Consider the following 21,486-nt stretch of genomic DNA (forward strand, 5'->3'; position numbering starts at 1 on the left):
TGTTACCTCTGCAAGAGCGTTAATGCAAGTTTTCCGATAGCCTTTCCCCTCTATCGTCGGAACCCAGCGTCGGCAGTACTCAATCGGCTCTAAGGGCATCCGTTGAAGCCTATCAATAGGATGCTCGTTTGGCATAGAGCGGATTCTAGTAATTTCATTAGGTTTAGGCAAAGTAAAATGGGCTGTTGATCCCTCGACAGCAAACTTAGGGTTCAGCTTAGGCGACCCAAATTACCAAGCGCAAGCTTTTAGTCATAGATCACGACTAAATTATTCCGAAAAAAGATCCTCATCCAGAATAATCTGTTTCACTTGATTTAGCTTGTTAGCCATCTTTAGCATGTGCAAAACGTACTTAGGGCGCTTCTCGAATGAAGCCCCCTAGTTGTTAATCGTCCTCTCACTCAATCCTGTCGCTTGGGCTAAGGCGGCGATACAAGCTTTCCTATATCCCCACTCATCGGGGGACACTTGAACCCATCGTCTACAGTACTCCAACGGCTCCAAACAATCACTCCTCAGTACATTGATCCAATATTCAGCAATGATGGAACTGCTGTCTATTCGCCTACCAATGGTTGTGAAGAAGCAATAGTCATGATTCGTGACTAAAAGAGCGAGAAGAGTAGGAGCTTGGGCAAGTGATCGTAACCTACGATCAGAATCCTCCAAATTCTGTTGTTTTGCTGGTTTAATTTATTTATCCTGCTTGAAGGTTAGTAGCTACGTACTATCTCTGGGACGACTCATCCTCTAGAGAATAATGCGCCCTATTTGTTCTCTTTGAAGTTTTATGCTTTCTCTTTACTCTCAACTCACTGCTTATCAACAAATGCGCCGGGAACATCGCACTCAGATGAGCGATCGCCTCTCTCAGCTATACCAGGAAGTTCAGGATCAGCTTGAAACATTACGACAGCAGGAAGAACTTGCGATCAAAGCCGAAGAGGAGGTCCTTAGCCGGTTTCGCGCTTTCATCGGGGCAGATGCCCGATGTCTTCTATCCACACCCGAGTTGGCAGCTTATGCTAAAAGCATCTCGGTCGAAAGCTTCTGCAAACAGCCTGATTCCCCCTATTCAATTCACTTCGATATAGATCCTGGTAAGTGGCTGTTGCAGAATCTTCCCGCTCCTATCCAAATTTTGGAGTTCAGCCGTAGCTGGGAGGATGTCGATGGTGAGGACAAGGAGTCTCCCAAAACTTACTGGTTGTACTGGCTATCGGTGAAAATCAGCTCCTACCAACAGAGATTCTACATCCCTACCGCCGATGAGATTCCAGATCTGTCTGCGACTTATCGATCGCTGCCATTGATTGCTCAATATTACGATTGCTGCCGCAAGCTCAAGTTGGATGCAAAGGCGTTGCAGGTCAAGGAAGCCCAAGTCGGGCGTATAACTCAGGAATTGAGTTGCCTCCTCGTAGCGGTAGGGAGCTTATTTAACCCAAATCGCCAAACTGAGCATTTTTGTTACCCTCGTCCGCAATAGGGGTGGTAATGCTCAACCAAACTGCCTATTCTTTTGAGGAATTTGTCCAGAAGCATCCTCAGCTTTACCGCAAGCTCTGTTATTGGGCGAGCTGGCGCGACTTGGATGAACCGTCTGCACAAGTGCAAGAGTATGTTACCGAACTGGTATTGGAGGCAAAGCCTGATCACGACAATAGCGTATTGCTGAAAAAGTGGTCACAGATCCTATCTTTACAGGAACGGAATGGTCTAGCCGTTCTCAGCCCAATCGCGATCAGGGATTACCCTCATTCCGCCCAGTGGTACAAACTACAGCAGGGTGAGTACAGTGTCATGGACGAACCAGTGCTGGGTGAGATCTGTCATTCAGGTAAGCAAATAGCAGCCCTCACTCGCAATCGCTACGACTGCTTAATTCTCAATACTGATCGCCTACTAATTGTCGATGTTGATATTGGTGTGCCACAAGGGACAAATACGAGGGATTGTCCTGCCAGTTGTCAGATGGCAATTAGTCAGCAACAGGCGATCGCAGCGCTGGAGGCATTGGTTGAACAGTTTCCCAATCTCGGTTTCAGAGTCTACCGAACGCGCAACGGATTACGGTATCTCTGCACAACTCACGAATTTCACCCGCTAGAACCCAAGTCGCAGCGATTGATGAAAAGCCTGTATGCAGATCCGCTTTATGCACGGCTTTGTAAATTCCAAGCAACGTTTCGAGCAAGATTGACTCCAAAACCCTGGCGAGTAGAGCAGTCTGAGTATGTGGAACAGTTAATTTGCGATCGCATTACGGGAATGGTGTTGCCATTCTCTAACCCTTATGCAGTTTGTCACCTGATTGAAATTGTGGGTGAACAGGCAATTTTGCCGGATTTTGAGCCACTCGTTGAGGCACACGATGCTTACTGCCGAGTGAGTCGATTGGGTCTGGAGCTAGCGTAAATTCTACCGTGGGGGATAGTGGCTGATGCAAAACTTAGATGATTCCCTATCAATGTACTATGCACTGCGGCAGCAGAAGGCAGTAGAAATTTCAGCCCGAATTGGACAAATTCAACTGCAACTGGCTACTGAGCTTCAGGGCTTGCAGGAGTTGGAGCAGCAGCTTTTATCTGCTCAAGAAAATGTTCTAGAACAAATTCGCTTGGTGTTAGAAACAGATGCGCGATCGCTCCTATCCACGCCACAATTTCAGGAGTTTGTGCGCGATCTGTTGAAAGAGGTTAAAGCAAAACCAAAGAAGGCTTCTTTTGTTCTAGAAGTCGCGCCAAAAACAACTAAATAGATACTACACACACTAGAGCAGCCATTGCTGATAAATCAGATTGAAGTGTTTGAGCGAACGAATTCTTATGATGCTGGAAAACAATCTTTAACAAGGTATTGCATTCATATGCTAATTCAGTTGGGTGAATGGCGACAGGCGTTCGACATCCCAACTGCAACCGCTCAGAACAATGATCCCGATATGTATCATGCTTGCTCTGCATTTACTGTATGGTACGAATGTGATACTGGTATAAAAACGGCAGTGAAACAGTTACCTGTTGCAACTACAAAACAACAAAGATTGGCACAGGAACTCACTTATGTGATGGCATACGTCTGCGACTTGTTTAATCTTTATTCGATCGCAGAGCGAGTTGGTTTCCTACATCAATTGCAGTAGATAAAGCTAGATTAACCTATAATTATCACCAGATTCTGCTACTGTCGGTTACAGCCTAGTATCGAGATGTAACCAGCAACATCAGTACACGAAGGGGATGAGCCTCCAAGTTCTTTCTGAGTAAATTTTGTACTGTTCTCCAAATTCAGTCTCTAGCATTTCTTCTTCTACGTGGACGCAGTAAAACTGTGATAGTACTCAACGACCAGCGGAGAGATACAAAAGATTTTCAAGAGGGGCAGGGAGTTTCAGCGGCTCATCGCGCTCAAAGTGTTGTACTGCCATTTGATCAAGGACGAGTGGCTGTACTTGGAGAAGCCGCAATGCTACCTGCTCAATTGGTTCAAACACCCGACGAAGGAGTATTTCCAATGGGGATGAACCGCCCAGGATTAGACAATGAACAGTTTGCCCTGAATCTGATGCATTAGCCATCTGGATTGTTCGTTTAATAAATATATTCAGGATTAGGCGGGCGCAAGCTTAGCAATGTCTTGAAATGGGTATGAGGATATTCACAAAATTCAATAGTTTTGTTGATATGCCTTTGGAGTAATCCCTGTTAGCTTGCGAAACTGATGGCCCACCAAGCCGTTGAGTTTGGGCTGGAGGTAGGATATTGATGGCAGGAACGGCATAGGCTCCCATCCTGACCTATGAGTCGCCCGTTTGGGTGAAATACTCTGATGACAGGCAATGACCTTGAAGCGAGATAGATAGCTAGAAGCAGGAAAGTTGGGCTTGGCTGAGAGGGAACTTGCACATGTGAACTTTGAATTGCAATAATTTCAAACTGAGTCTCAATATCTTAGATTTCTTTGCAAAAATTGTTTTTGAGCAGGTTGAAGTGTGAACGCGGCTCAAGAATCAAGTGGACTTCGTACCCTTTTCCATCCCGATTGAGAACGTGATAGCAGTATAATCTGCTCGAAGATTGCTTTTCACCTAGCACTTAGAATCCGCCCTACCTCAAGTTTTTACTGCGATCGGGAATAAGCAAGCACGGGGATTAGTCGTTGCTGCGCCCAGTGCCTTTGCTCGATTGGCTGCCACAGTCAGAACGCAAGAAAGGGCAAACCCACTGGACATCGAATTATTCGATTGCCTTTCGCAACAGCGAAGCTCCCGCATTTCTGCCGAGATTGGCGACGAGACTTTGGGTTACCTGGAACCTTATCCTCCGCTGCCACAGAAATTTAGTCATTGGAAAACCTTCAGATCCACCCAGAAGCTTAATTTTCTGGAGTTTGGCAAGCGATATACTTTGGGAGACGGCTGACAGTCCTTCGTCGGAGGGAGAGTTCAATGATTACTCTGCCTGGAATGATCCATCTCGATCAGTTGATTGCCACGTTGATGCAGGTGGTAATCGAAAATGCAGGAGCCGAAACTGGTACTCTGGTTCTCCTAGAAGAGGATCAACTTACTGTGGTGGCTCAATGCAGCGGAAGTAGACCGTGCGACCTAGAAAAGCTTGCTGTTGCCGACTGTGCAATGATTCCTGTCTCTGTCATTCACTCAGTAGAACGCACTCAAGAAACTTTGGTGCTTGATGATGCAGCCAGCGAATCGCCTTTTTCAACTGATCCTTACATTCAAAAGCAACAGACGCGATCGCTTCTCTGTATGCCAATTCTCCAACAGAGTCATCTAATTGGCATTCTTTACCTGGAGAACAATCTCAGTACCGGAGTGTTTACCAACAATCGCTTACAAGTCCTGAAGCTGTTGATGATTCAGGCAGCAATTTCACTGGAAAATGCTCGATTGTATGCACAATTAGCAGACCATACCAAAACGCTGGAACGGAAAGTAGAAGCGCAAACTCAAGCCTTGCAGCAGGAGATCGCAGAACGTCAGCAAACCGAAGCCGCATTGAGACAAAGTGAAGCAAATTATCGCAACCTGTTGCAAACTGCGAATTCAGTCATCATTCGCTATGACACGCAAGGACGGATTCATTACATCAACGATTATGGAGTGAAATTATTGGGCTATGAAGAACATGGAATTGTAGGGCGAACCTTATTTGAAACCATCATTCCAGACATCGAAACCTCTGGACGCGATGTCAAACCCTGTGTCCATGCTTTACTTCGTAATCCTCAACTGTACCCACAAGGCGAGGGTGAATACCTGTGTCGAGACGGTCGGCGAGTTTGGATGACCTGGTCGAATCAAGCCATCTTCAATGACCAGGGAGAGGTCGTTGAAATCTTATCGGTGGGCAATGACATTACCCAGCGCAAACAAGCAGAAGAGGCATTACAAAGCAGTGAAGCCAAGTTCCGAGCTATCTTTGAAAACTCGCAGGTCGGCATCTACCGCACCCGCCTCTCGGATGGATTACTTCTCGATGCCAATCAACGCTTTGCCAATCTGTATGGCTTTGACTCACCAGAAGAGATCATTGGGATTGAACACACCGCAGGCTACTATGTCAATCCCAGCGATCGCCAACAATTCCTTGAGTTGCTGAAGCGGGATGGGGAAGTGCGAAACTTTGAAGCCCAGATGCGGAAACGAGATGGGACATTGTTTTGGGTACTTTTCTCTTCTTATCTGAATGCAACCGATGGATACATCGAAGGGGTGGTTGTAGATATTAGCGATCGCAAGCAAGCAGAAGCCGCTCTACAAATGAGTGAAGAACGACTACGCTTAGCATTAACCGCTTCAAATCAAGGACTCTACGATCACAATATCAAAACTGAAGAAATCGTGGTTAACCCAGAATACGCTTTAATGCTGGGCTACGATCCGGCAACATTTCACGAGACCAAATCGAGGTGGATTGAGAGTTTGCATCCTGATGACAGAGAATCAATGGTTGCAATTTGCAATGCTTTTAATACTGGAGAAGTCCCCAACTATCAAGCAGAGTATCGCCATCGTACCCAGGATAGTCAGTGGAAATGGTTTCTTTCTGTCGGCAAAATTGTTACCTGGAATGAATCCGGTGAACCCATCCGAGCGTTGGGAGTTGTTACGGATATCGATGATCGCAAACAGGCAGAAGCAGCGCTGCAAGCCTCTGAAGCAGAACTGCGAGCGCTCTTTTCAGCCATTCCCGATCCGCTGTGTGTTTACAGTGCTGAAGGGCAATTGCTCGGTTCAATCAAAGGAAATCCATCCTATGGAGAGTTGGATGAGGAGGAGCATATTGGTAAAACACTGCATCAACTTTATGCTAAGGAACAAGCTGATGAATACCTGAGTTACATTCAGCAGGTGCTGAAAACCCAACAAGTACTCACAGTTGAATGCAGCAAGTGGATAGCTGGACGAGAAATCTGGTTTTCGGCTCGTATTGCACCAATTGACCACGATCAGGTGATTTGGTTAGCGCGAGATATTACGCTGCAAAAGCAAGCAGAAGCAGCCTCAATTTTAGAAGAACGCAACCGCATGGCGCGTGAAATTCACGACAATTTAGCACAAACATTTACAGGTATTATCATTCATGCTCGATCGGCGTCCAATAAGGTAACCGTAGCTCCAGAAAAAGCGCAAACTCTCCTCACTCAGATCCTCGACTTAGCTCGTTCTGGGCTTGCGGAGGCACGTCGTTCAGTAGAGTCACTACGCCGCCCATACCTTTTGGAGAACGGTAACTTACAGGGTGCTTTAAGGCGTCTTGCGGCTCAATTGGACTCCTCGATCGCAACTCAAGTCGTCTACGAAGTCATGGGTACAACCTATCCCCTATCCTCTGATCTGGAAAATAATCTGTTTCGGATTGGGCAGGAAGCTGTGACAAATGCAATCAAACATGCCAAGGCGCATGAAATCCGCATTGAACTGGTCTATCAACCGACCCAATGCAGCTTGCGAATTAAAGACGATGGGCAGGGATTTGATGTAGAAAACCAGGCGATGAGGAATGGCTTTGGTCTAATCGGAATGACAGAACGGGCTGAACGCATTAGAGCTGAATTAAAGATTCAAAGTCATTTAGGGCAAGGGACAGAGATCGTGGTATCCATTGATCGGGAGTAAGTTAGCATGAGTCAGCCCAGTCACATTCGTGTTCTTGTTGTGGACGATCATCCCGTTGTCCGTCAGGGTTTGATCGGAATGTTGGAGGAGGCTCCAGATATCGTCATTGTGGGTCAGGGGCGAAATGGGCATGAGGCGATCGCAGTGTTTCAGCAACAACAGCCTGATGTGACTTTGATGGATTTACGGATGCCTGAGATGGAAGGTGTTGCGGCGATTACGGTGATTTGTAATGAGTTTCCCAATGCCCGGATTATTGTGCTGACCACGTATGACACTGATGAAGAGATTTATCGAGGATTGCGAGCCGGGGCAAAGGGGTATTTACTAAAGGACTCTGAGCCAGAGGAACTATTGACAGCCATTCGTACCGTGAACAGGGGGCAACAGTACATTCCCTCCAACGTGGCTGCCAAGCTAGTACAGCGGATGACTGGTCCAGAACTGAGCGATCGTGAGCTAGAAGTTCTCCAGTTAATCGGACAGGGCATGAGCAACCAGGAAATTAGCACGGCTCTCAATATTAGTGAAAGTACAGTAAAGACTCACGTCAACCGAATTTTAAGCAAGCTAGATGTCAAAGATCGTACCCAGGCAGCCATCATAGCGTTGAAACGAGGAATTGCTAATTTGTGAAAGCTAAGATTGTACTTCTGCCTGGGTTAACGCTCATCGCTAGTTACCCCTCTGGAACGCAGGATTTTAGTCGATGAGGCAGGCAATCAAACCTAAGTTTGATTCAAACCCCAGCTTAAGTTTGATTCGTTCTACTGTCTCAGGTTGACTCATCCTCAATTATTTTGTTGATTAAAATACAGACCTTAAATTGACTACAATTCTAAGCCAGCCTTATACATTAAATTTATACAAACGATTACAGGGTTGAAGGAGAGATTTCAGAGTGCCTCTCACACGATGAAACTCTTTCCATCAGAGGTTTAGAATGAGCGATGTTATTCCTGGTGATACACCTAGCAATCACAATCAATTAGTTGTACCCCCTTCTGAGCAAGACCATCGGCAAGGATCATTAAACGCCCGCGTTGTACTTGTTGAATATGGGGATTATCAATGTCCTCAATGTGGTGAACTTTATATCTCAATTAAGGCAATTCAACGACAGCTTGAGGCGACCCTATTTGGGAGAGGTTTTCTATGCTTTGTATTCCGGCATTTTCCTCAACCTCACATCCACCCTCAAGCTCAAAAGGCAGCAGCAGCAACAGAAGCAGCGGGGGCACAAGGTCAGTTTTGGCAGATGTACGAAATCTTACTGGAGCATCAACAAGAGTTAGGGAATGGCTACCTTGCCGAGTATGCTGATCGTTTAGGACTTAACGTTCCTCAATTTCTGCGAGATATCGCAAGAGGGACATATCTCGATCGCATTAATCGAGATATCGAAAGTGGAATACGCAGCGGAGTGACCGACGCTCCAGCCCTATTTATCAATAACATTCGGTATACCGGACGCTGGAGAGTAACAGAGTTGATGGCAGCCATTGTTGCTACAAGTCACTAAGCTCTTTTCCATAACTCATCAACGTTAGTAATAGACGAAAACAGTTTCGTTGTTTCGTTAGTGAATTATGCCCTGATTGCGATCGCACAAGAAGTTGCTGAGTTGCTGAAAACTTGCTTATCCAGTACAAGCTGATGACACTGATTATCTGGAGTCAACAACCAGGGATCACTCTAGTCAAAGCCCTCTCATGTAGTAATTTAAGCATTTTATATTTTCAGTCAATGCTCGTTGAAACAGAAGGAAAGCACTACCCCAATTCAAATGGAAATCACACGATGAACATGCTTAACCTCGGGAACAGAATCCGCCTGCTTCTGATTGTCACTCTCTTTTTAGGAACTCTTACCCTCACTTCTCTAGGAGCCATCATGAATACTGCAAATCCACAAGTCAACAAGCCCACGATCGTCCTCGTCCACGGTGCATTCGCCGAATCCTCTAGCTGGAATGGTGTATTAGCTAGGCTAATCACGAAAGGTTATCCAACGGTTGCTGTTGCCAATCCCCTGCGTGGAGTCAAAAGCGATGCGGATTATGTCGCCAGCGTCCTCAAGGGTATCGAGGGTTCCATTGTGCTGGTTGGGCACTCCTATGGAGGTGCGGTAATCAGCAATGCAGTCAACGACAACAGCAACGTGAAAGCATTGGTCTACGTTGCTGGCTTCGCTCCCGATGCGGGCGAGACTGCTATTGAACTCTCAGGACGTTATCCGGGCAGCACACTCGGGCCCACACTCGCGCCACCCGTTGAACTGCCCGATGGTGGTAAAGTCCTCTACATTCAGCAGGACAAGTTCCACGCCCAGTTTGCTGCGGATGTGCCCGCTAACGACGCGCAACTAATGGCTAGCACCCAGCGCCCGATTACGGAAGCCGCGCTGAACGAAGCCTCCGGTGTGCCCGCATGGAAATCTACTCCGTCCTGGTTTATTTATGGCGATCGCGACTTGAACATTCCTCCAGCAGCACTGTCTTTCATGGCGAACCGTGCTAACTCAAAAGAGACCGTTGTTGTGAATGGCGCGTCCCATGTCGTGATGGTTTCCCATTCAGATGCCGTTGCCAATCTCATCGATCGTGCTGCAACCGCGCTATAGACGAGGCGTAAACGCATCCGGCTACAAGCATCTTCTCTAATTGGTACTTGAATCTGATGGCATTAACAGAAGGAGAAACAGAATGATACTTCAGGATAAAGTGGCGTTAGTCACTGGAGGAACAACGGGAATTGGCAGAGCAACCGCGATCGCCTTTGGTGCTGCCGGAGCGAAAGTTGTGTTTTCAGGCAGACGCGATGCAGAAGGAGAAAAAACCGCCAAACTGATCCGCGAAACGGGTGCTGAATGCTTGTATGTTCATTCAGATGCCGCGAATGAGGAAGAGATCAAAGCATTAGTGCAAAAGACAGTCGCAACCTATGGACGACTCGACTGTGCCTTCAATAATGCAGGCGTTGAAACACCTGTAAAGCCCCTACATGAACAATCAATTGAAGACTTTGACAACCTGATGGCAGTCAATGTTCGGGGACTGTTTTTGTGCATGAAGTACGAAATTCAGCAAATGTTGTCTCAAGGATCTGGTGTGATCGTGAACAATTCGTCAACGAGTGGTCTCGTTGCGTTTCCGAAGACTTCTCCTTACGTTGCGAGTAAACATGCTGTCATGGGTCTGACGCGATCGGCGGCGCTGGACTATGCCAAGCAGGGCATCCGGATTAATGCGGTGAATTCTGGAGTCACTGCAACTGAACTGCTCGATCGCGCCTTTAAGCAACTGGGCATCACAGCAGATGATTTCGACTCTTTTGTTCCAATGGGTCGGATCGGTCAGGCAGAAGAAGTTGCTCAAGCGGTTGTGTTTCTCTGCTCCGATGCTGCCAGCTACATCACGGGACAACCCTTAGTGATTGATGGCGGATTCACGGTGAGTTGATGGAAACAGTTCTATCTAGAACATGAAACTACAAGCTCTCTAAACATTAGAAATATGGCGATGCGTAGACTCGTGAGTTCACCAGATGATACTAGTAATCTCATCTTTCAAAACACTGAAGTTCCGATTCCGAATTCTAACCAGTGCTTGATTCGCGTCAAGGCATTTTCAATGAATCGGGGCGAACTTAAACGATCGCAAAACGACCCACCTAATACTCCCATTGGCTGGGATGTCGTGGGTATTGTTGAACAAACAGCGCAGGATGGTAGTGCTCCACCTGTAGGAACAAGAATTGTTGCCCTCTCCATCCGCTCGGAAGGTTGGGCAGACTATGTAGTCATTCCGTCTCACTTTCTAGCTATCATTCCCCAGAGTGTGTCAGATACTGATGCTGCCGCACTGCCTGTAGCAGGGTTGACAGCGCTGTATGCAGTGGAAAAGGGGTCTCGTTTACTGGGAAGTCGGGTGCTAATCACGGGAGCAACGGGAGGAGTAGGACTGTTCGCGATGCAGATTGCCCGGGCGATGGGCGCTACAGTCGTTGCCCAGATTCGTCAGCCAGAGCAAGAGGCATTTGTGCGAGACTACGGTGCGGATGAAGTAGTGATTACCGAAACTGGGCAAGCAGCCAAGCAGTTCGCACCTTATCGACTGATTGTTGATGGGGTAGGTGGTGAATTGGTCGGGAACCTCGCTGCATTTTTGTCTCAAGGAGGTATCTGCGTTTGCTACGGCAGTAGCAGTGGCAATGAGATAAAGCTTTCCCTGACAGACTTCTACGGAAATGGAGGGCAGCGCACACTCTACGGGTTCTCGTTGTACACCGAAGTGGAGTTGGAAAGTGCCCATTCCGGGCTGATTCGTCTGTTGAGTTTGGTTGAGCAAGGGCAACTCAAAGCTCACATCAATCGAGAAGTTTCGTGGCGTGAAGCAAGCGTAACGGCGGCTGATTTAATCGGGCGCAAATTTTTAGGTAAGGCGGTTCTGTATGTGGACTAATTGTTGTACTTCAAAGGAATGTTTCTATGTCAACCTTTGTCTTAGTTCATGGCTCCTGGCATGATAGTTCTGCTTGGCAAGCAGTCGTTGACCATCTAGAAGCAAAAGGACATCAAGCGTTTGCTCCCACGATCGCAGGTCATGGTAAAGGCGTAGATAAAAACGTTAACCATGCTCAATGTACACAATCGATCGTCGATTACATTGTTGGCAAAGACTTAACCGATATTGTTCTCTTAGGTCATAGTTTTGCCGGAACAATCATTGCGAAAGTTGCTGAAGCGATTCCTGATCGGATTAGACGGCTGATCTTCTTCGATGCTTTTGTTCTCAACGATGGAGAGAGCCTTAGAGATAACATTCCGCCGCACTATCAAACGTTATTTGACTCCCTAGCGAGAGAATCGGACGATCATACGATGGTGATGCCCTTTGAGATGTGGCGAGAAGTGCTTCTCAATGATGCTGACCTCGAACTGGCTCGATCCAGTTACGCACAACTATCCCCTGAACCGTATCAACCGTGGCTTGACAAGCTGGACTTGAAGCAGTTTTACTCGCTGCCCATGCCTAAAAGTTACCTCTACTGTACAGAAGATAATGTCCTCCCTCAAGGCGAACAGTGGGGTTGGCATCCGAGAATGTCTAACCGCTTGGGACTATTTCGGCTTGTACAAATGCCCGGTAGTCACGAGGTCATGTTTTCTAACCCGATTGGTTTAGCCGAAAAGATTATTGTGGCAGGACGTGACTAGCAACATGATGGTTTCATAACAAAACAAACGAGTTGCCGTTCTTTGAGAAGTAGAAAAATAGCTTGAACACCGTTGAGTGACTCAATTTACAACACGGAGAGAAACAAGGAGAAATTATGGAAACTAGACAAATCCTCGTCATAGAGCGACTGCAACAAGCACAGAACGCACAAGACCTGGAAGCGCTTTTAGCCTGCTTTGCACCCAACTTTCAGGGCAATCATCCACTTCATCCTGAGAGAGGTTTCGAGGGAATTGAGCAAGTCCGTAAGAGTTGGTCGATCATCTTCCACGCCATCCCAGACTTTCACTCAGAGTTACTCCGTTCGGCAGTTGAGGGTGACACGGCTTGGGCTGAGTGGTACTGGTTCGGCACCCATCGTGATGATTCGCAGTTTGGGATGCGCGGGGTGACGATTTTTGGTATCCCAGCGGATCGGATCGAGTGGGCACGTCTGTATATGGAACCAGTGCAAGCAGTTGGTGAGGGTATAGATCAAGCAGTGAAAAGCCTATTTCAATGAAACGTTACCAACAGTCTACAGGTGAAGAATCCAAATCTTACCCCAGTCCTGATGCAGATGCCTTCTTAAGGAGAAACTTTCAATGTCATTAGAACAGAACAAAGCCATTGTCCTTCAAGTCTATAAGGCTTATGACCAAGGGAATTTAGAGCAAATGAAGGAGATGGTTGCCCCGAACATTGTTATTCATACACTGGGCTCTGTTATCCACGGTGGTGATGCCTTTTATGAGTACATGCAGATATTTCGCTCTACCTTCCCGGATAGCTACCACACATTTGAAGATGTCATTGCTGAAGACGATAAGGTTGTCACCCGTGGCACGTTTACGGGTACTCATCGCCAAGAGTTCCTTGGTATTCCGCCGACGGGCAAGCAGGTGACATGTTCAGTCGTACATGTTGATCGTCTGAGAGATGGCAAGCTCATTGAGCATTGGGGGCTAGGTGATTCACTGGCTATGACGCAGCAGTTACGCGGAGAAAATTTGGTATAACCTACACATTACAAGCTATTTGCACTGACACTAGCGTTTGGAAGAATTTTGGCAACGCAATCCTCGATTGTGTATCACATTGACCAAAGACAGAAAGTCACCTCTGAAGCTGCCTGATCGTGTCTTTCGATCGACGATCGGACATCTCGCACCCCATTCGCCGTCATTCAACAAACAATGACCCTCAAAGGAGAAATCATGACAACTACACACCATCACAGTGCTGCTTTTGATTATATTGTGATTGGAGCCGGTTCAGCAGGCTGCGTTGTTGCCAACCGTCTTACAGAAGACCCTAATACTAAAGTATTGCTGCTCGAAGCGGGTAGTCCTGATACCAAACCAGAACTTCAAGTTCCCTCAGTATGGCCTACTACACTCTTAGGCTCGGAAGTGGACTGGGCATACTTAACTGAAGAGGAACCTTATTTAAATAACCGCAAAATTTTATCTTCACGCGGTAAAGTCTTGGGCGGCAGCAGTTCGATTAATGGCATGATTTATATACGAGGCAATGAACGTGACTACAATAGCTGGCAAGCGTTAGGTAATATTGGTTGGAGTTATCAGGATGTCTTGCCTTACTTCAAGAAATCGGAAAACCAGCAGCGGGGAGCATCGTTATTTCACGGGGTTGATGGACCACTGAGCATCACAGATCCACTCTCTCCTGCAAACGTGTCGCAACGCTTTGTGGAAGCCGCGATCGCACAGGGCTATGAGCAAAATCCCGACTTTAATGGCGTACAGCAGGAAGGTGCAGGACTTTACCAAGTGACCGTGAAAGATGGCAAGCGCCAAAGTACAGCAGTGGCATTTCTGCGTCCAATTTTTGATCGCCCCAACTTGACCATTCAAACAGGAGCATTGGTGACTCGTTTACTCTTTGAGGGAAAGCGTGCGGTAGGGGTAGTATATATTCAAAACGGAACGGAGTATCAAGTTAGGGTCAACTCCGAAGTGATTTTGAGTGCTGGTGCCTTCGATTCTCCTAAACTGCTCATGCTTTCTGGAGTTGGACCCGCTGAACATCTGCGGGCAGTAGGCATTCCTGTAGTTTTTGATTTGCCGGGTGTCGGGCAGAATCTTCAAGATCACCCACTTGCTGTTATTGCCTACCAGTCTATTCAGGACGTGCCCCTTGCGCCAAGTAGTAATGGGGGAGAGGCTGGGTTATTTCTGCATGTCAACAATGATTCAGATGCTGCGCCTAATTTGCAATTTACAATTGTTCCGATTTTATATGTCGATCCTGCCTATGCACGTGAAGGTCCAGCATTCACCCTTCCCTTTTACATCACCCGTCCCGAAAGTCGTGGTAGTGTAACACTACGTTCCTCCTCCCCCTTCGAGCCACCGTTGATTCGGGTCAACTATCTTCAGAAAGAATCTGATATGCAATTGATGGTTGAAGGACTTAAAATTTTGCGTCAAATTGTGTACTCCGATGCGTTTAATGATTTGCGGGGCGAGGAAATTGCTCCAGGGAGTTCCGTGCATAGCGACAAAGCAATCGAAGATTATATTCGGCAAACGTGCGGTACGGGATGGCATCCTGTTGGGACGTGCAAAATGGGTATTGATCAAATGGCGGTTGTCGATCCTCAACTCAAGGTACGGGGGATTGAAGGGTTACGAGTTGTTGATGCATCGATTATGCCAACGATGATTACAGGAAATACAAATGCAGCGGCAATTATGATTGGAGAAAAGGCTGCCGATTTGATAAAAGTTGGAACAAAATTGCCTCAATGATGGTGAAAGCCGCAGAGATAATATTCCGCTGCACCATCAAGCGTTATTCGACTCGGCGGACTGTTGGAGTTGCGACCTTGGGGATCGCCTTGCCCTCACGATTACATCAATACTCCTGATGGATGTGGATCGGGCTGAGAGCGGTTGCTCCGCAGTTGCGCTTTGCGCTAAACGAGCTGCAACTGCTTTTCTATTGTCAGGAGTGAAGCATTTAGAGCTTTCAGTAAGACAGGAAGTTGCATCTGTTGCTGCCTGATCGTGTCTTTCGATCAACGATCGGACATCTCGCACTTCATTTTCTCACACGGTAAGACTCTGAAGTATCTAGAACATTCACAATTACAGGAGATTCAAATGACAATTTCAACTCAAACATCTTCAACTCTGGGCTCAAATCCTCTGAGTTCGATGCAAATCGATCATGTTTGCTTGAATGTCCCCTCCCAGGAGAATACACAATGACTGGTGAAAATTTTGAACTCACAATCTGTCGTACAATTCGCGCACCCCGATCCGCAGTCTGGGCGGCATGGTCTGAGCGCGAACATTTCGAGAAATGGTGGATACCAGAACCCATTAAGTGCAAGACTATCAAGATGGATCTAAAACCAGGTGGCGGTTTCGAGACTCAGATGAGCGAAGATGGTGGGCTTACCTTTATGCCGCATTTGGAAGGCTGCTTTCTTGAGATTGTGCCGAAAGAGCGCATTGTATTTACCACCGCCCTCACGGAAAGCTGGCGACCCTTTGACCCGTGGCTGGCTCTTACAGCTATTATCACAATGGAAGACAAAGGGAAGGATACCAAGTACATGGCACGAGTGCTACACAAGAACCAAGAGGAAAGCTGCAAGCATCAGGAAATGGGGTTTGAGGAGGGTTGGGGTACTACGATCGAGCAACTAGGGAAAATGGCTGCTACCCTTGTGGACTCGTACCCTGCGGTGTGAATTCGCCAACCATTTCGGGTAGTGGCAGTCGTTTTGAACATATCTGTCAGGGCTAGCATCAGTCTAATTTGCCCCTCAGTCGATTGCATTCATTCAGTAACGAGTTCAGTTCCGCAGCAACTTTCCACGGATTGCGACCTGTGAAAACAGCAGCAATAACTGCTTCGTAAGGATTTCTCCCAGTTTGTTTGACTGTACTGATCGCGTCTTTGATAGAGAATTCTCGTCCAGCCACAAGCCAAGCAGCTAAAACATGCCCCGTGCGTCCAACGCCACCAGAGCAATGAACAACTACCTTTTCAGTATTTTGATTAGCAATCGCTAAGAACGGTAAAATTTGGTGGATGAGAATTTCAGGGGTTGCAAAGTGAAAATCCTCGATCGGTGTCCAACATACATGGTCGAATCCAAAAGTCTTTCGGTAAACGTCAAGTAGATTGGTATAGCGAGACAGTTGAGATTTAGGTAGCAGACAGCAGACACGCTTGATGTTCTGGTTTTGCATAAATTTAATCCACTCAGTCACCTGCTCGTTACGATATCCAGGGCGAGCAGAGCCAAACACAATGGGTTCATTTTCCGAAGCGGCAGCAAATTTATACATAGTGAGTGTGTTGAGGTGTTCAATGACTGATCTTAGCGATTAAATCTTCATGTCGATGCAGCACAATATAGTGATTGATCAGTAAACTAGAAAAGTTGTGTTATTCGCACGACAGAACAACCCGATTAGAGTGGACTTGCAGGATCTCTTCGTCTATCGTTTAAAGTTAGCTTCTGATATGCGTCGTAAGTATCGGGAAACTTCTTCCTCCAACTTTCGCCAGTGATTTTTGAGAATATTTCCCGCACTGGTTCGATACTGTTTGAATGCCAGGCAGTACCAATTATGACCAGCTTTTCAATGTTCAACGAAGAAAACGAGGCGAGTCTGAGTGCAACGATACCTCCATCACTCAAACCAATTATGCTCAGCGTATTAATGTGAAGGTGTTCGAGAATACGATCGACATCTTTTTGCATTTGCTCGTAAGTCAAACGGGTTGAGCCGAGCGTTGATTTGCCCACGATTATCAATTCCAATGATCTGAAACTCTTCCTTCAGTTCGGAAAGAACAGAATTGAAGTCTTCAAGATTGCCAAAACCGCCGTGCAAAACTAATAAGGTCGGACGGTCTCTGTCACCGATAACTTCGTAATAAATTTTTGCTTCGTCAACCTCTAAGTACTTGCCTGATCGATGGCCAAAAGTGGTATTAAAGCTCATGCTGGTTCATCGCTAAGGGTAGTATATTAGTGGTATACTAGCGAAAAGCCAATTTGCCAGTTTGACAAATTGAATTGGCGAAGATGGCAAGCTGAGCGCGATTTCGCAGGTTGAGGCGATCGAACAAGTGCGTGACATGAGTTTTCACCGTACTCTCGGAAATATAAAGCTGTTCAGCAATTTCTCGGTTTGTGGAACCGTCGCCAATCAAGCACAGGACATCTCGTTCGCGGGGTGTCAAGGAGGATAGCTCAGAAAGGGCTGGTTTGGATGATGCAGTCTGCACTTCTGATGAATGAGACATCAGCTTTTCCATCAATCCTGGAGCCATTTGGGTATAGCCGCGATGGGCGAGCCGGATTGCCTGCACTAATTCGTCTATGGGCATATCTTTGAGCAGATAGCCCTTTGCCCCTGCCCGAATCGAATCAGTAATGTATTGATCGTCATCAAACGTACTCAAAACCAGGACTTTCACGGCGGGAAACTGCTGAGAAATTGCCCGTGTTGCCGCTCGACCATCCATTACGGGCATCCGCACATCCATCAGCACTAAATCGGGCTGGAGTGCCGCAACTTGTTCTACAGCAACGCTTCCATCATTGGCAATGCCAACGACCTGCAAATCTGCTTCTAGCTCCAGCATTGCTTTCAACCCCTGGCTGATTAACGTTTGATCGTCTACCAGCAATAGCCGAATTGGAGAAGTAGAGTTTGTGGCGGACACCGAATAGTCTTCGTGCATTGCACCCTCCGATCGTACTGAAAATTGTTTCTCGCGAATGAATTGTTTGTGGAGAGCTGGCCGTCTAACCAGCCCGACATTAATGGGCTGTTAGTCAAGACGGCAAAGCAAGTTGAGGCTTTAGACAACTAGAGGTGATACTGTCGCTCGACCCATACCCTAACTTCTGATTCAGAATCAAAGGTTCCAGAATTTTGAGTTCTTGGATTGTAAGCATGCCACCAGATTTGACCGTTGCGATCGGTGCTTTGCCAAACTCGGATTTCACAAGAGTCTACAAAGAGACTCCTGAAAAGATCACCGAGTTTCTCTAACCACACTGACCAGCGAGAATGCACTGTAGGGTTTGCTTCAAGCTCTGTTTGCAGGGATGACCTACACAAATCAGGAGATTGAGCAGAGGTGGATTGTCGATCGAATTTTTGAGAGGAGTATTTCATGGTTACTCTCCTAAAGTTGAGGTGAAGGAATATTTAACGAAAGCATCAGGCAAGAATCATCACTTCTTTTTCCGTTAAACGTCTCAAAATAAAGCGATCGCTTGATGAGGCATCTTCCAGTGTGGCGTCTTGTCCGACCTCTGTCGGTAAAGGAAAGTTCAGGAAAAATACAGGAAAAATACAGGTGGGATGACAAAATGCTTTCCGGGCTGGATCAATGGAATTTGAGGCTGCCCTTATCATTGTTGATGAAGCGCTGTTTCGTAAGGCGGGGAGGCGATTCTAAAGGGTTCCTGGCAGCGGTAGACTTACGCAGAAATTGTAGAAGCGACACATTACTCGGTCAACTATTACAACAGAAGCTGCAAAAGCAATGCTCTGTGCGACAGGTGCTGTCGTTCACGATGACTCATGAAAAAATAGCCAAAAGGATGACAAAAGAATAACTAAAAGTACTAGAAATCAAAAGCTCAGCAAACAGTTGAAAGAGCTACAATTCGTTTGTACTATAACCAACTCAAGCACTACAGAAGGTGAATATGACAGAAGCACCTGCACTGAGCGAGTTTCCCTTCACAAGCCATTTTGTTGAGATAGATGGACATCAGATTCACTACCTTGATGAGGGACAAGGCGATCCAATTTTGTTCCTGCATGGAAATCCAACTTCATCTTATTTGTGGCGCAATATTCTTCCCTATCTGGTCACTCAGGGGCGTTGCCTTGCTCCTGACTTGATTGGTATGGGAAAATCCGATCAACCCGATCTGAACTATTCGTTTTTTGATCACGCTCACTACATCGAAGCATTCATCGAAAAACTTAATCTGACCCATATCACGCTTGTTCTGCACGACTGGGGATCGGCGCTTGGCTTAAATTATGCCCAGAAGCATGAAGCCCACATCAAAGCATTGTGCTTGATGGAATTTATTCGTCCCACTACCTGGGATGAATGGCAAGAACCAGCGAGAAGCCTGTTTCAGGCATTTCGTCAGCCAGAAGTAGGCTGGGATTTAATCGTCAATCAGAATGCATTTGTTGAACAGGTATTACCCCACTCGATTGTTCGCCAACTATCAGAAACGGAAATGAACCAGTATCGTGCTCCATTTGTTAATGCGGCACACCGTAAACCGCTGTGGCAATTTCCAAATCATCTTCCCATCAGCGGTCAACCTGAGAACATGGTCGAGATTGTGGAGCGTTACCATGAATGGTTGCTTCAAACTGACTTACCAAAACTGCTCTTTTGGGCAACTCCAGGAGCGCTGATTCCTGAAGAAAAAGCCATGTGGTATCAACGTCACTTACAGCGTGTGAAAGCTGTCCGCATCGGAGCGGGCATACATTATCTTCAGGAAGACAATCCTCATTTAATTGGAAAAGAATTGTCAACCTGGTATACTTCACTTCACGGGTAGCATATCTATTGGACCGAATCATATGAAGATTTTAGTGACGGGTAGCAGCGGTCATTTAGGTGAAGCACTAGTTCGCACATTGAAACTGACGAATCATGAGGCGATCGGGATTGATATTTTGCCTTCAAATTTCACCGATTCTGTTGGCTCGATTAGCGATCGAGACTACGTCAAGCAGTGTATGGTGGGAGTAAATGCCGTTCTTCATACAGCAACCCTGCATAAACCCCATGTTGCCACCCACAGTCGGCAAAATTTTGTTGATACCAACATCACAGGTACGCTCAATCTGTTAGAAGAATCTGTCTTGGCTGGTGTGCGATCGTTTATTTTCACCAGTACAACCAGCACGTTTGGCAGTGCCCTCATTCCCCCTGCTGATGCGCCTGCGGCATGGATTACAGAGTCAGTGCCTTCTATTCCCAGGAATATCTACGGTGTCACCAAAACTGCGGCAGAAAACTTGTGCGAACTCTTTTATCGAAACAACAAACTGCCGTGCATCATCTTGCGAACCTCGCGCTTTTTTCCAGAAGCAGATGATCACAAAGAGACACGACTGATTTATGAAGATAGCAACATCAAGGCAAATGAATTACTCTATCGTCGCGTGGATCTCGAAGATGTCGTGAGTGCTCATCTTTTAGCGATCGAGAAGGCTCCTTTGATTGGCTTCGATCGCTACATTATCAGCGCAACAACTCCCTTTGCACCAGATGATCGATTTGAGTTGCGAGTTAATGCCCCTTTTGTTGTGAAACAGAAATTTCCAGACTATGAGGAAGTGTATCGTCACCGAAGCTGGAAGATGTTTCCCAGCATTGAAAGAGTCTACGTCAACGACCGAGCCAGAAACGATCTAGGCTGGCAGCCGCAATACGATTTTCGGCACGTTCTTGACTGCTTGAAGACTGGAACTGACCCACGTAGCCCGCTAGCACAAACAGTAGGCTCGAAAGGATATCACGATCGCAAATTTACAGAGGGTCCCTATCCTGTGGAGTCATCATAAGCGAGCCAATGGGATTGGATGCTGTTAATTGACGCTTGTCATCGGGAAGGGGATGCTGTGGGATGGGGACACTGTTGAAAGTTGTCTATATCAACTGGACTGAGCTAATTTCTCCTGACGCTGATGACGGATATGATCCTCGCCCCACTGCCATAGTGCATCAAATACAGGGCTGAGCTTCCGTCCTTGAGGAGTTAGAGAATATTCAACCCTGAGCGGCATTTCCTGAAAGTCTTGACGACAGATAATTTCATCTTGCTCTAGTTCACGCAATTGTTGGATTAGCATTTTCTCTGTGATTCCTGAAACAGCCCGCTTTAACTCGCCAAAACGCATTGGCTTGTCCCGAAGCTTCCACAGAATGATGATTTTCCATTTACCGCTGATGGTTTGAACAGCAGCATCGATCGGACAATAACATAACTCTCTCTGGGTAGCCATCATTGTCTGATTCTGCTCCATGAAGCTTGAGGTACTTACCAAAAAGTAGGTTCTATACAGGCAGTTGA

General features: G+C 46.7%; 23 protein-coding genes. 18 read left to right on the forward strand and 5 right to left on the reverse strand.

Translation table 11 applies throughout. The features are described 5' to 3' along the window. Nucleotides 1-793 precede the first annotated feature (793 nt). The 16 genes from HJG54_RS24980 (at nt 794) to HJG54_RS25055 (ending at nt 16,089) form a co-directional block, all read left to right on the forward strand. Entirely contained in the window at nt 794-1,492 is a 699-nt protein-coding gene (locus HJG54_RS24980; protein ID WP_316431927.1) for a hypothetical protein, read from the forward strand. An 8-nt stretch (nt 1,493-1,500) separates the two neighbouring features. Continuing rightward, complete coding sequence (locus HJG54_RS24985) at nt 1,501-2,421, forward strand: hypothetical protein (protein WP_316431928.1); 921 nt, start codon at nt 1,501-1,503, stop codon at nt 2,419-2,421. Between the two features lie 25 nt (nt 2,422-2,446). Further along, the gene (locus HJG54_RS24990) at nt 2,447-2,764 is read left to right on the forward strand and encodes a hypothetical protein (RefSeq protein WP_316431929.1); all 318 of its coding nucleotides are present in this window, start codon (nt 2,447-2,449) and stop codon (nt 2,762-2,764) included. Nucleotides 2,765-2,872: 108 nt separating this feature from the next. Then, nucleotides 2,873-3,148 carry a hypothetical protein gene (locus HJG54_RS24995; protein ID WP_316431930.1) on the forward strand — a complete coding sequence of 92 codons (276 nt, stop codon included), beginning with the start codon at nt 2,873-2,875 and terminating at the stop codon, nt 3,146-3,148. Nucleotides 3,149-3,336: 188 nt separating this feature from the next. Next, nucleotides 3,337-3,579: a hypothetical protein gene (locus tag HJG54_RS25000; protein WP_316431931.1), complete on the forward strand. Its 243-nt coding sequence runs from the start codon at nt 3,337-3,339 to the stop codon at nt 3,577-3,579. 874 nt (nt 3,580-4,453) lie between these two features. After that, nucleotides 4,454-7,147: a PAS domain S-box protein gene (locus HJG54_RS25005; protein WP_316431932.1), complete on the forward strand. Its 2,694-nt coding sequence runs from the start codon at nt 4,454-4,456 to the stop codon at nt 7,145-7,147. A 6-nt stretch (nt 7,148-7,153) separates the two neighbouring features. Next, on the forward strand, nt 7,154-7,783 hold the full coding sequence (locus HJG54_RS25010; protein ID WP_316431933.1) for a response regulator transcription factor: 630 nt from the start codon (nt 7,154-7,156) through the stop codon (nt 7,781-7,783). 307 nt (nt 7,784-8,090) lie between these two features. Continuing rightward, on the forward strand, nt 8,091-8,669 hold the full coding sequence (locus HJG54_RS25015) for a DsbA family protein (protein ID WP_316431934.1): 579 nt from the start codon (nt 8,091-8,093) through the stop codon (nt 8,667-8,669). A 134-nt stretch (nt 8,670-8,803) separates the two neighbouring features. Continuing rightward, on the forward strand, nt 8,804-9,769 hold the full coding sequence (locus HJG54_RS25020) for an alpha/beta hydrolase (protein ID WP_316431935.1): 966 nt from the start codon (nt 8,804-8,806) through the stop codon (nt 9,767-9,769). Between the two features lie 82 nt (nt 9,770-9,851). Continuing rightward, the gene (locus HJG54_RS25025) at nt 9,852-10,607 is read left to right on the forward strand and encodes an SDR family oxidoreductase (protein ID WP_316431936.1); all 756 of its coding nucleotides are present in this window, start codon (nt 9,852-9,854) and stop codon (nt 10,605-10,607) included. A gap of 60 nt (nt 10,608-10,667) precedes the next feature. After that, the gene (locus HJG54_RS25030) at nt 10,668-11,609 is read left to right on the forward strand and encodes a zinc-binding dehydrogenase (protein ID WP_316431937.1); all 942 of its coding nucleotides are present in this window, start codon (nt 10,668-10,670) and stop codon (nt 11,607-11,609) included. A gap of 26 nt (nt 11,610-11,635) precedes the next feature. Next, complete coding sequence (locus HJG54_RS25035) at nt 11,636-12,364, forward strand: alpha/beta fold hydrolase (RefSeq protein ID WP_316431938.1); 729 nt, start codon at nt 11,636-11,638, stop codon at nt 12,362-12,364. Nucleotides 12,365-12,480: 116 nt separating this feature from the next. Further along, on the forward strand, nt 12,481-12,888 hold the full coding sequence (locus tag HJG54_RS25040; RefSeq protein ID WP_316431939.1) for a nuclear transport factor 2 family protein: 408 nt from the start codon (nt 12,481-12,483) through the stop codon (nt 12,886-12,888). 82 nt (nt 12,889-12,970) lie between these two features. Further along, a complete protein-coding gene (locus tag HJG54_RS25045; protein ID WP_316431940.1) occupies nt 12,971-13,384 on the forward strand; it encodes an ester cyclase in 414 nt (137 codons plus the stop codon). Nucleotides 13,385-13,582: 198 nt separating this feature from the next. Beyond that, on the forward strand, nt 13,583-15,139 hold the full coding sequence (locus tag HJG54_RS25050) for a GMC family oxidoreductase (protein WP_316431941.1): 1,557 nt from the start codon (nt 13,583-13,585) through the stop codon (nt 15,137-15,139). 458 nt (nt 15,140-15,597) lie between these two features. Then, nucleotides 15,598-16,089, forward strand: coding sequence for an SRPBCC domain-containing protein (locus HJG54_RS25055; RefSeq protein WP_316431942.1), 492 nt, complete (start codon nt 15,598-15,600; stop codon nt 16,087-16,089). A 58-nt stretch (nt 16,090-16,147) separates the two neighbouring features. Here HJG54_RS25055 and HJG54_RS25060 read toward each other — a convergent pair whose 3' ends face one another. The 4 genes from HJG54_RS25060 to HJG54_RS25075 all read right to left on the reverse strand — a co-directional run bounded on the left by HJG54_RS25060 (nt 16,148) and on the right by HJG54_RS25075 (nt 18,784). Beyond that, nucleotides 16,148-16,693: a protein-tyrosine phosphatase family protein gene (locus tag HJG54_RS25060; RefSeq protein WP_316431943.1), complete on the reverse strand. Its 546-nt coding sequence runs from the start codon at nt 16,691-16,693 to the stop codon at nt 16,148-16,150. 375 nt (nt 16,694-17,068) lie between these two features. After that, on the reverse strand, nt 17,069-17,356 hold the full coding sequence (locus tag HJG54_RS25065; protein WP_316431944.1) for an alpha/beta fold hydrolase: 288 nt from the start codon (nt 17,354-17,356) through the stop codon (nt 17,069-17,071). Between the two features lie 37 nt (nt 17,357-17,393). Beyond that, the gene (locus tag HJG54_RS25070) at nt 17,394-18,101 is read right to left on the reverse strand and encodes a response regulator transcription factor (protein ID WP_316431945.1); all 708 of its coding nucleotides are present in this window, start codon (nt 18,099-18,101) and stop codon (nt 17,394-17,396) included. A 485-nt stretch (nt 18,102-18,586) separates the two neighbouring features. After that, on the reverse strand, nt 18,587-18,784 hold the full coding sequence (locus tag HJG54_RS25075) for a hypothetical protein (RefSeq protein ID WP_316431946.1): 198 nt from the start codon (nt 18,782-18,784) through the stop codon (nt 18,587-18,589). A gap of 296 nt (nt 18,785-19,080) precedes the next feature. Here HJG54_RS25075 and HJG54_RS25080 point away from each other — a divergent pair, with 296 nt between their 5' ends. After that, complete coding sequence (locus HJG54_RS25080; protein WP_316431947.1) at nt 19,081-19,965, forward strand: haloalkane dehalogenase; 885 nt, start codon at nt 19,081-19,083, stop codon at nt 19,963-19,965. A 22-nt stretch (nt 19,966-19,987) separates the two neighbouring features. Next, the gene (locus HJG54_RS25085; protein ID WP_316431948.1) at nt 19,988-20,977 is read left to right on the forward strand and encodes an NAD-dependent epimerase/dehydratase family protein; all 990 of its coding nucleotides are present in this window, start codon (nt 19,988-19,990) and stop codon (nt 20,975-20,977) included. A 90-nt stretch (nt 20,978-21,067) separates the two neighbouring features. Here the strand turns inward: HJG54_RS25085 and HJG54_RS25090 are convergent, their stop codons facing one another. Continuing rightward, entirely contained in the window at nt 21,068-21,439 is a 372-nt protein-coding gene (locus HJG54_RS25090; protein WP_316431949.1) for a helix-turn-helix domain-containing protein, read from the reverse strand. Nucleotides 21,440-21,486 lie beyond the last annotated feature (47 nt).

The sequence above is a fragment of the Leptolyngbya sp. NK1-12 genome (assembly GCF_032598965.1).
Lineage (GTDB): Bacteria > Cyanobacteriota > Cyanobacteriia > Elainellales > Elainellaceae > Elainella.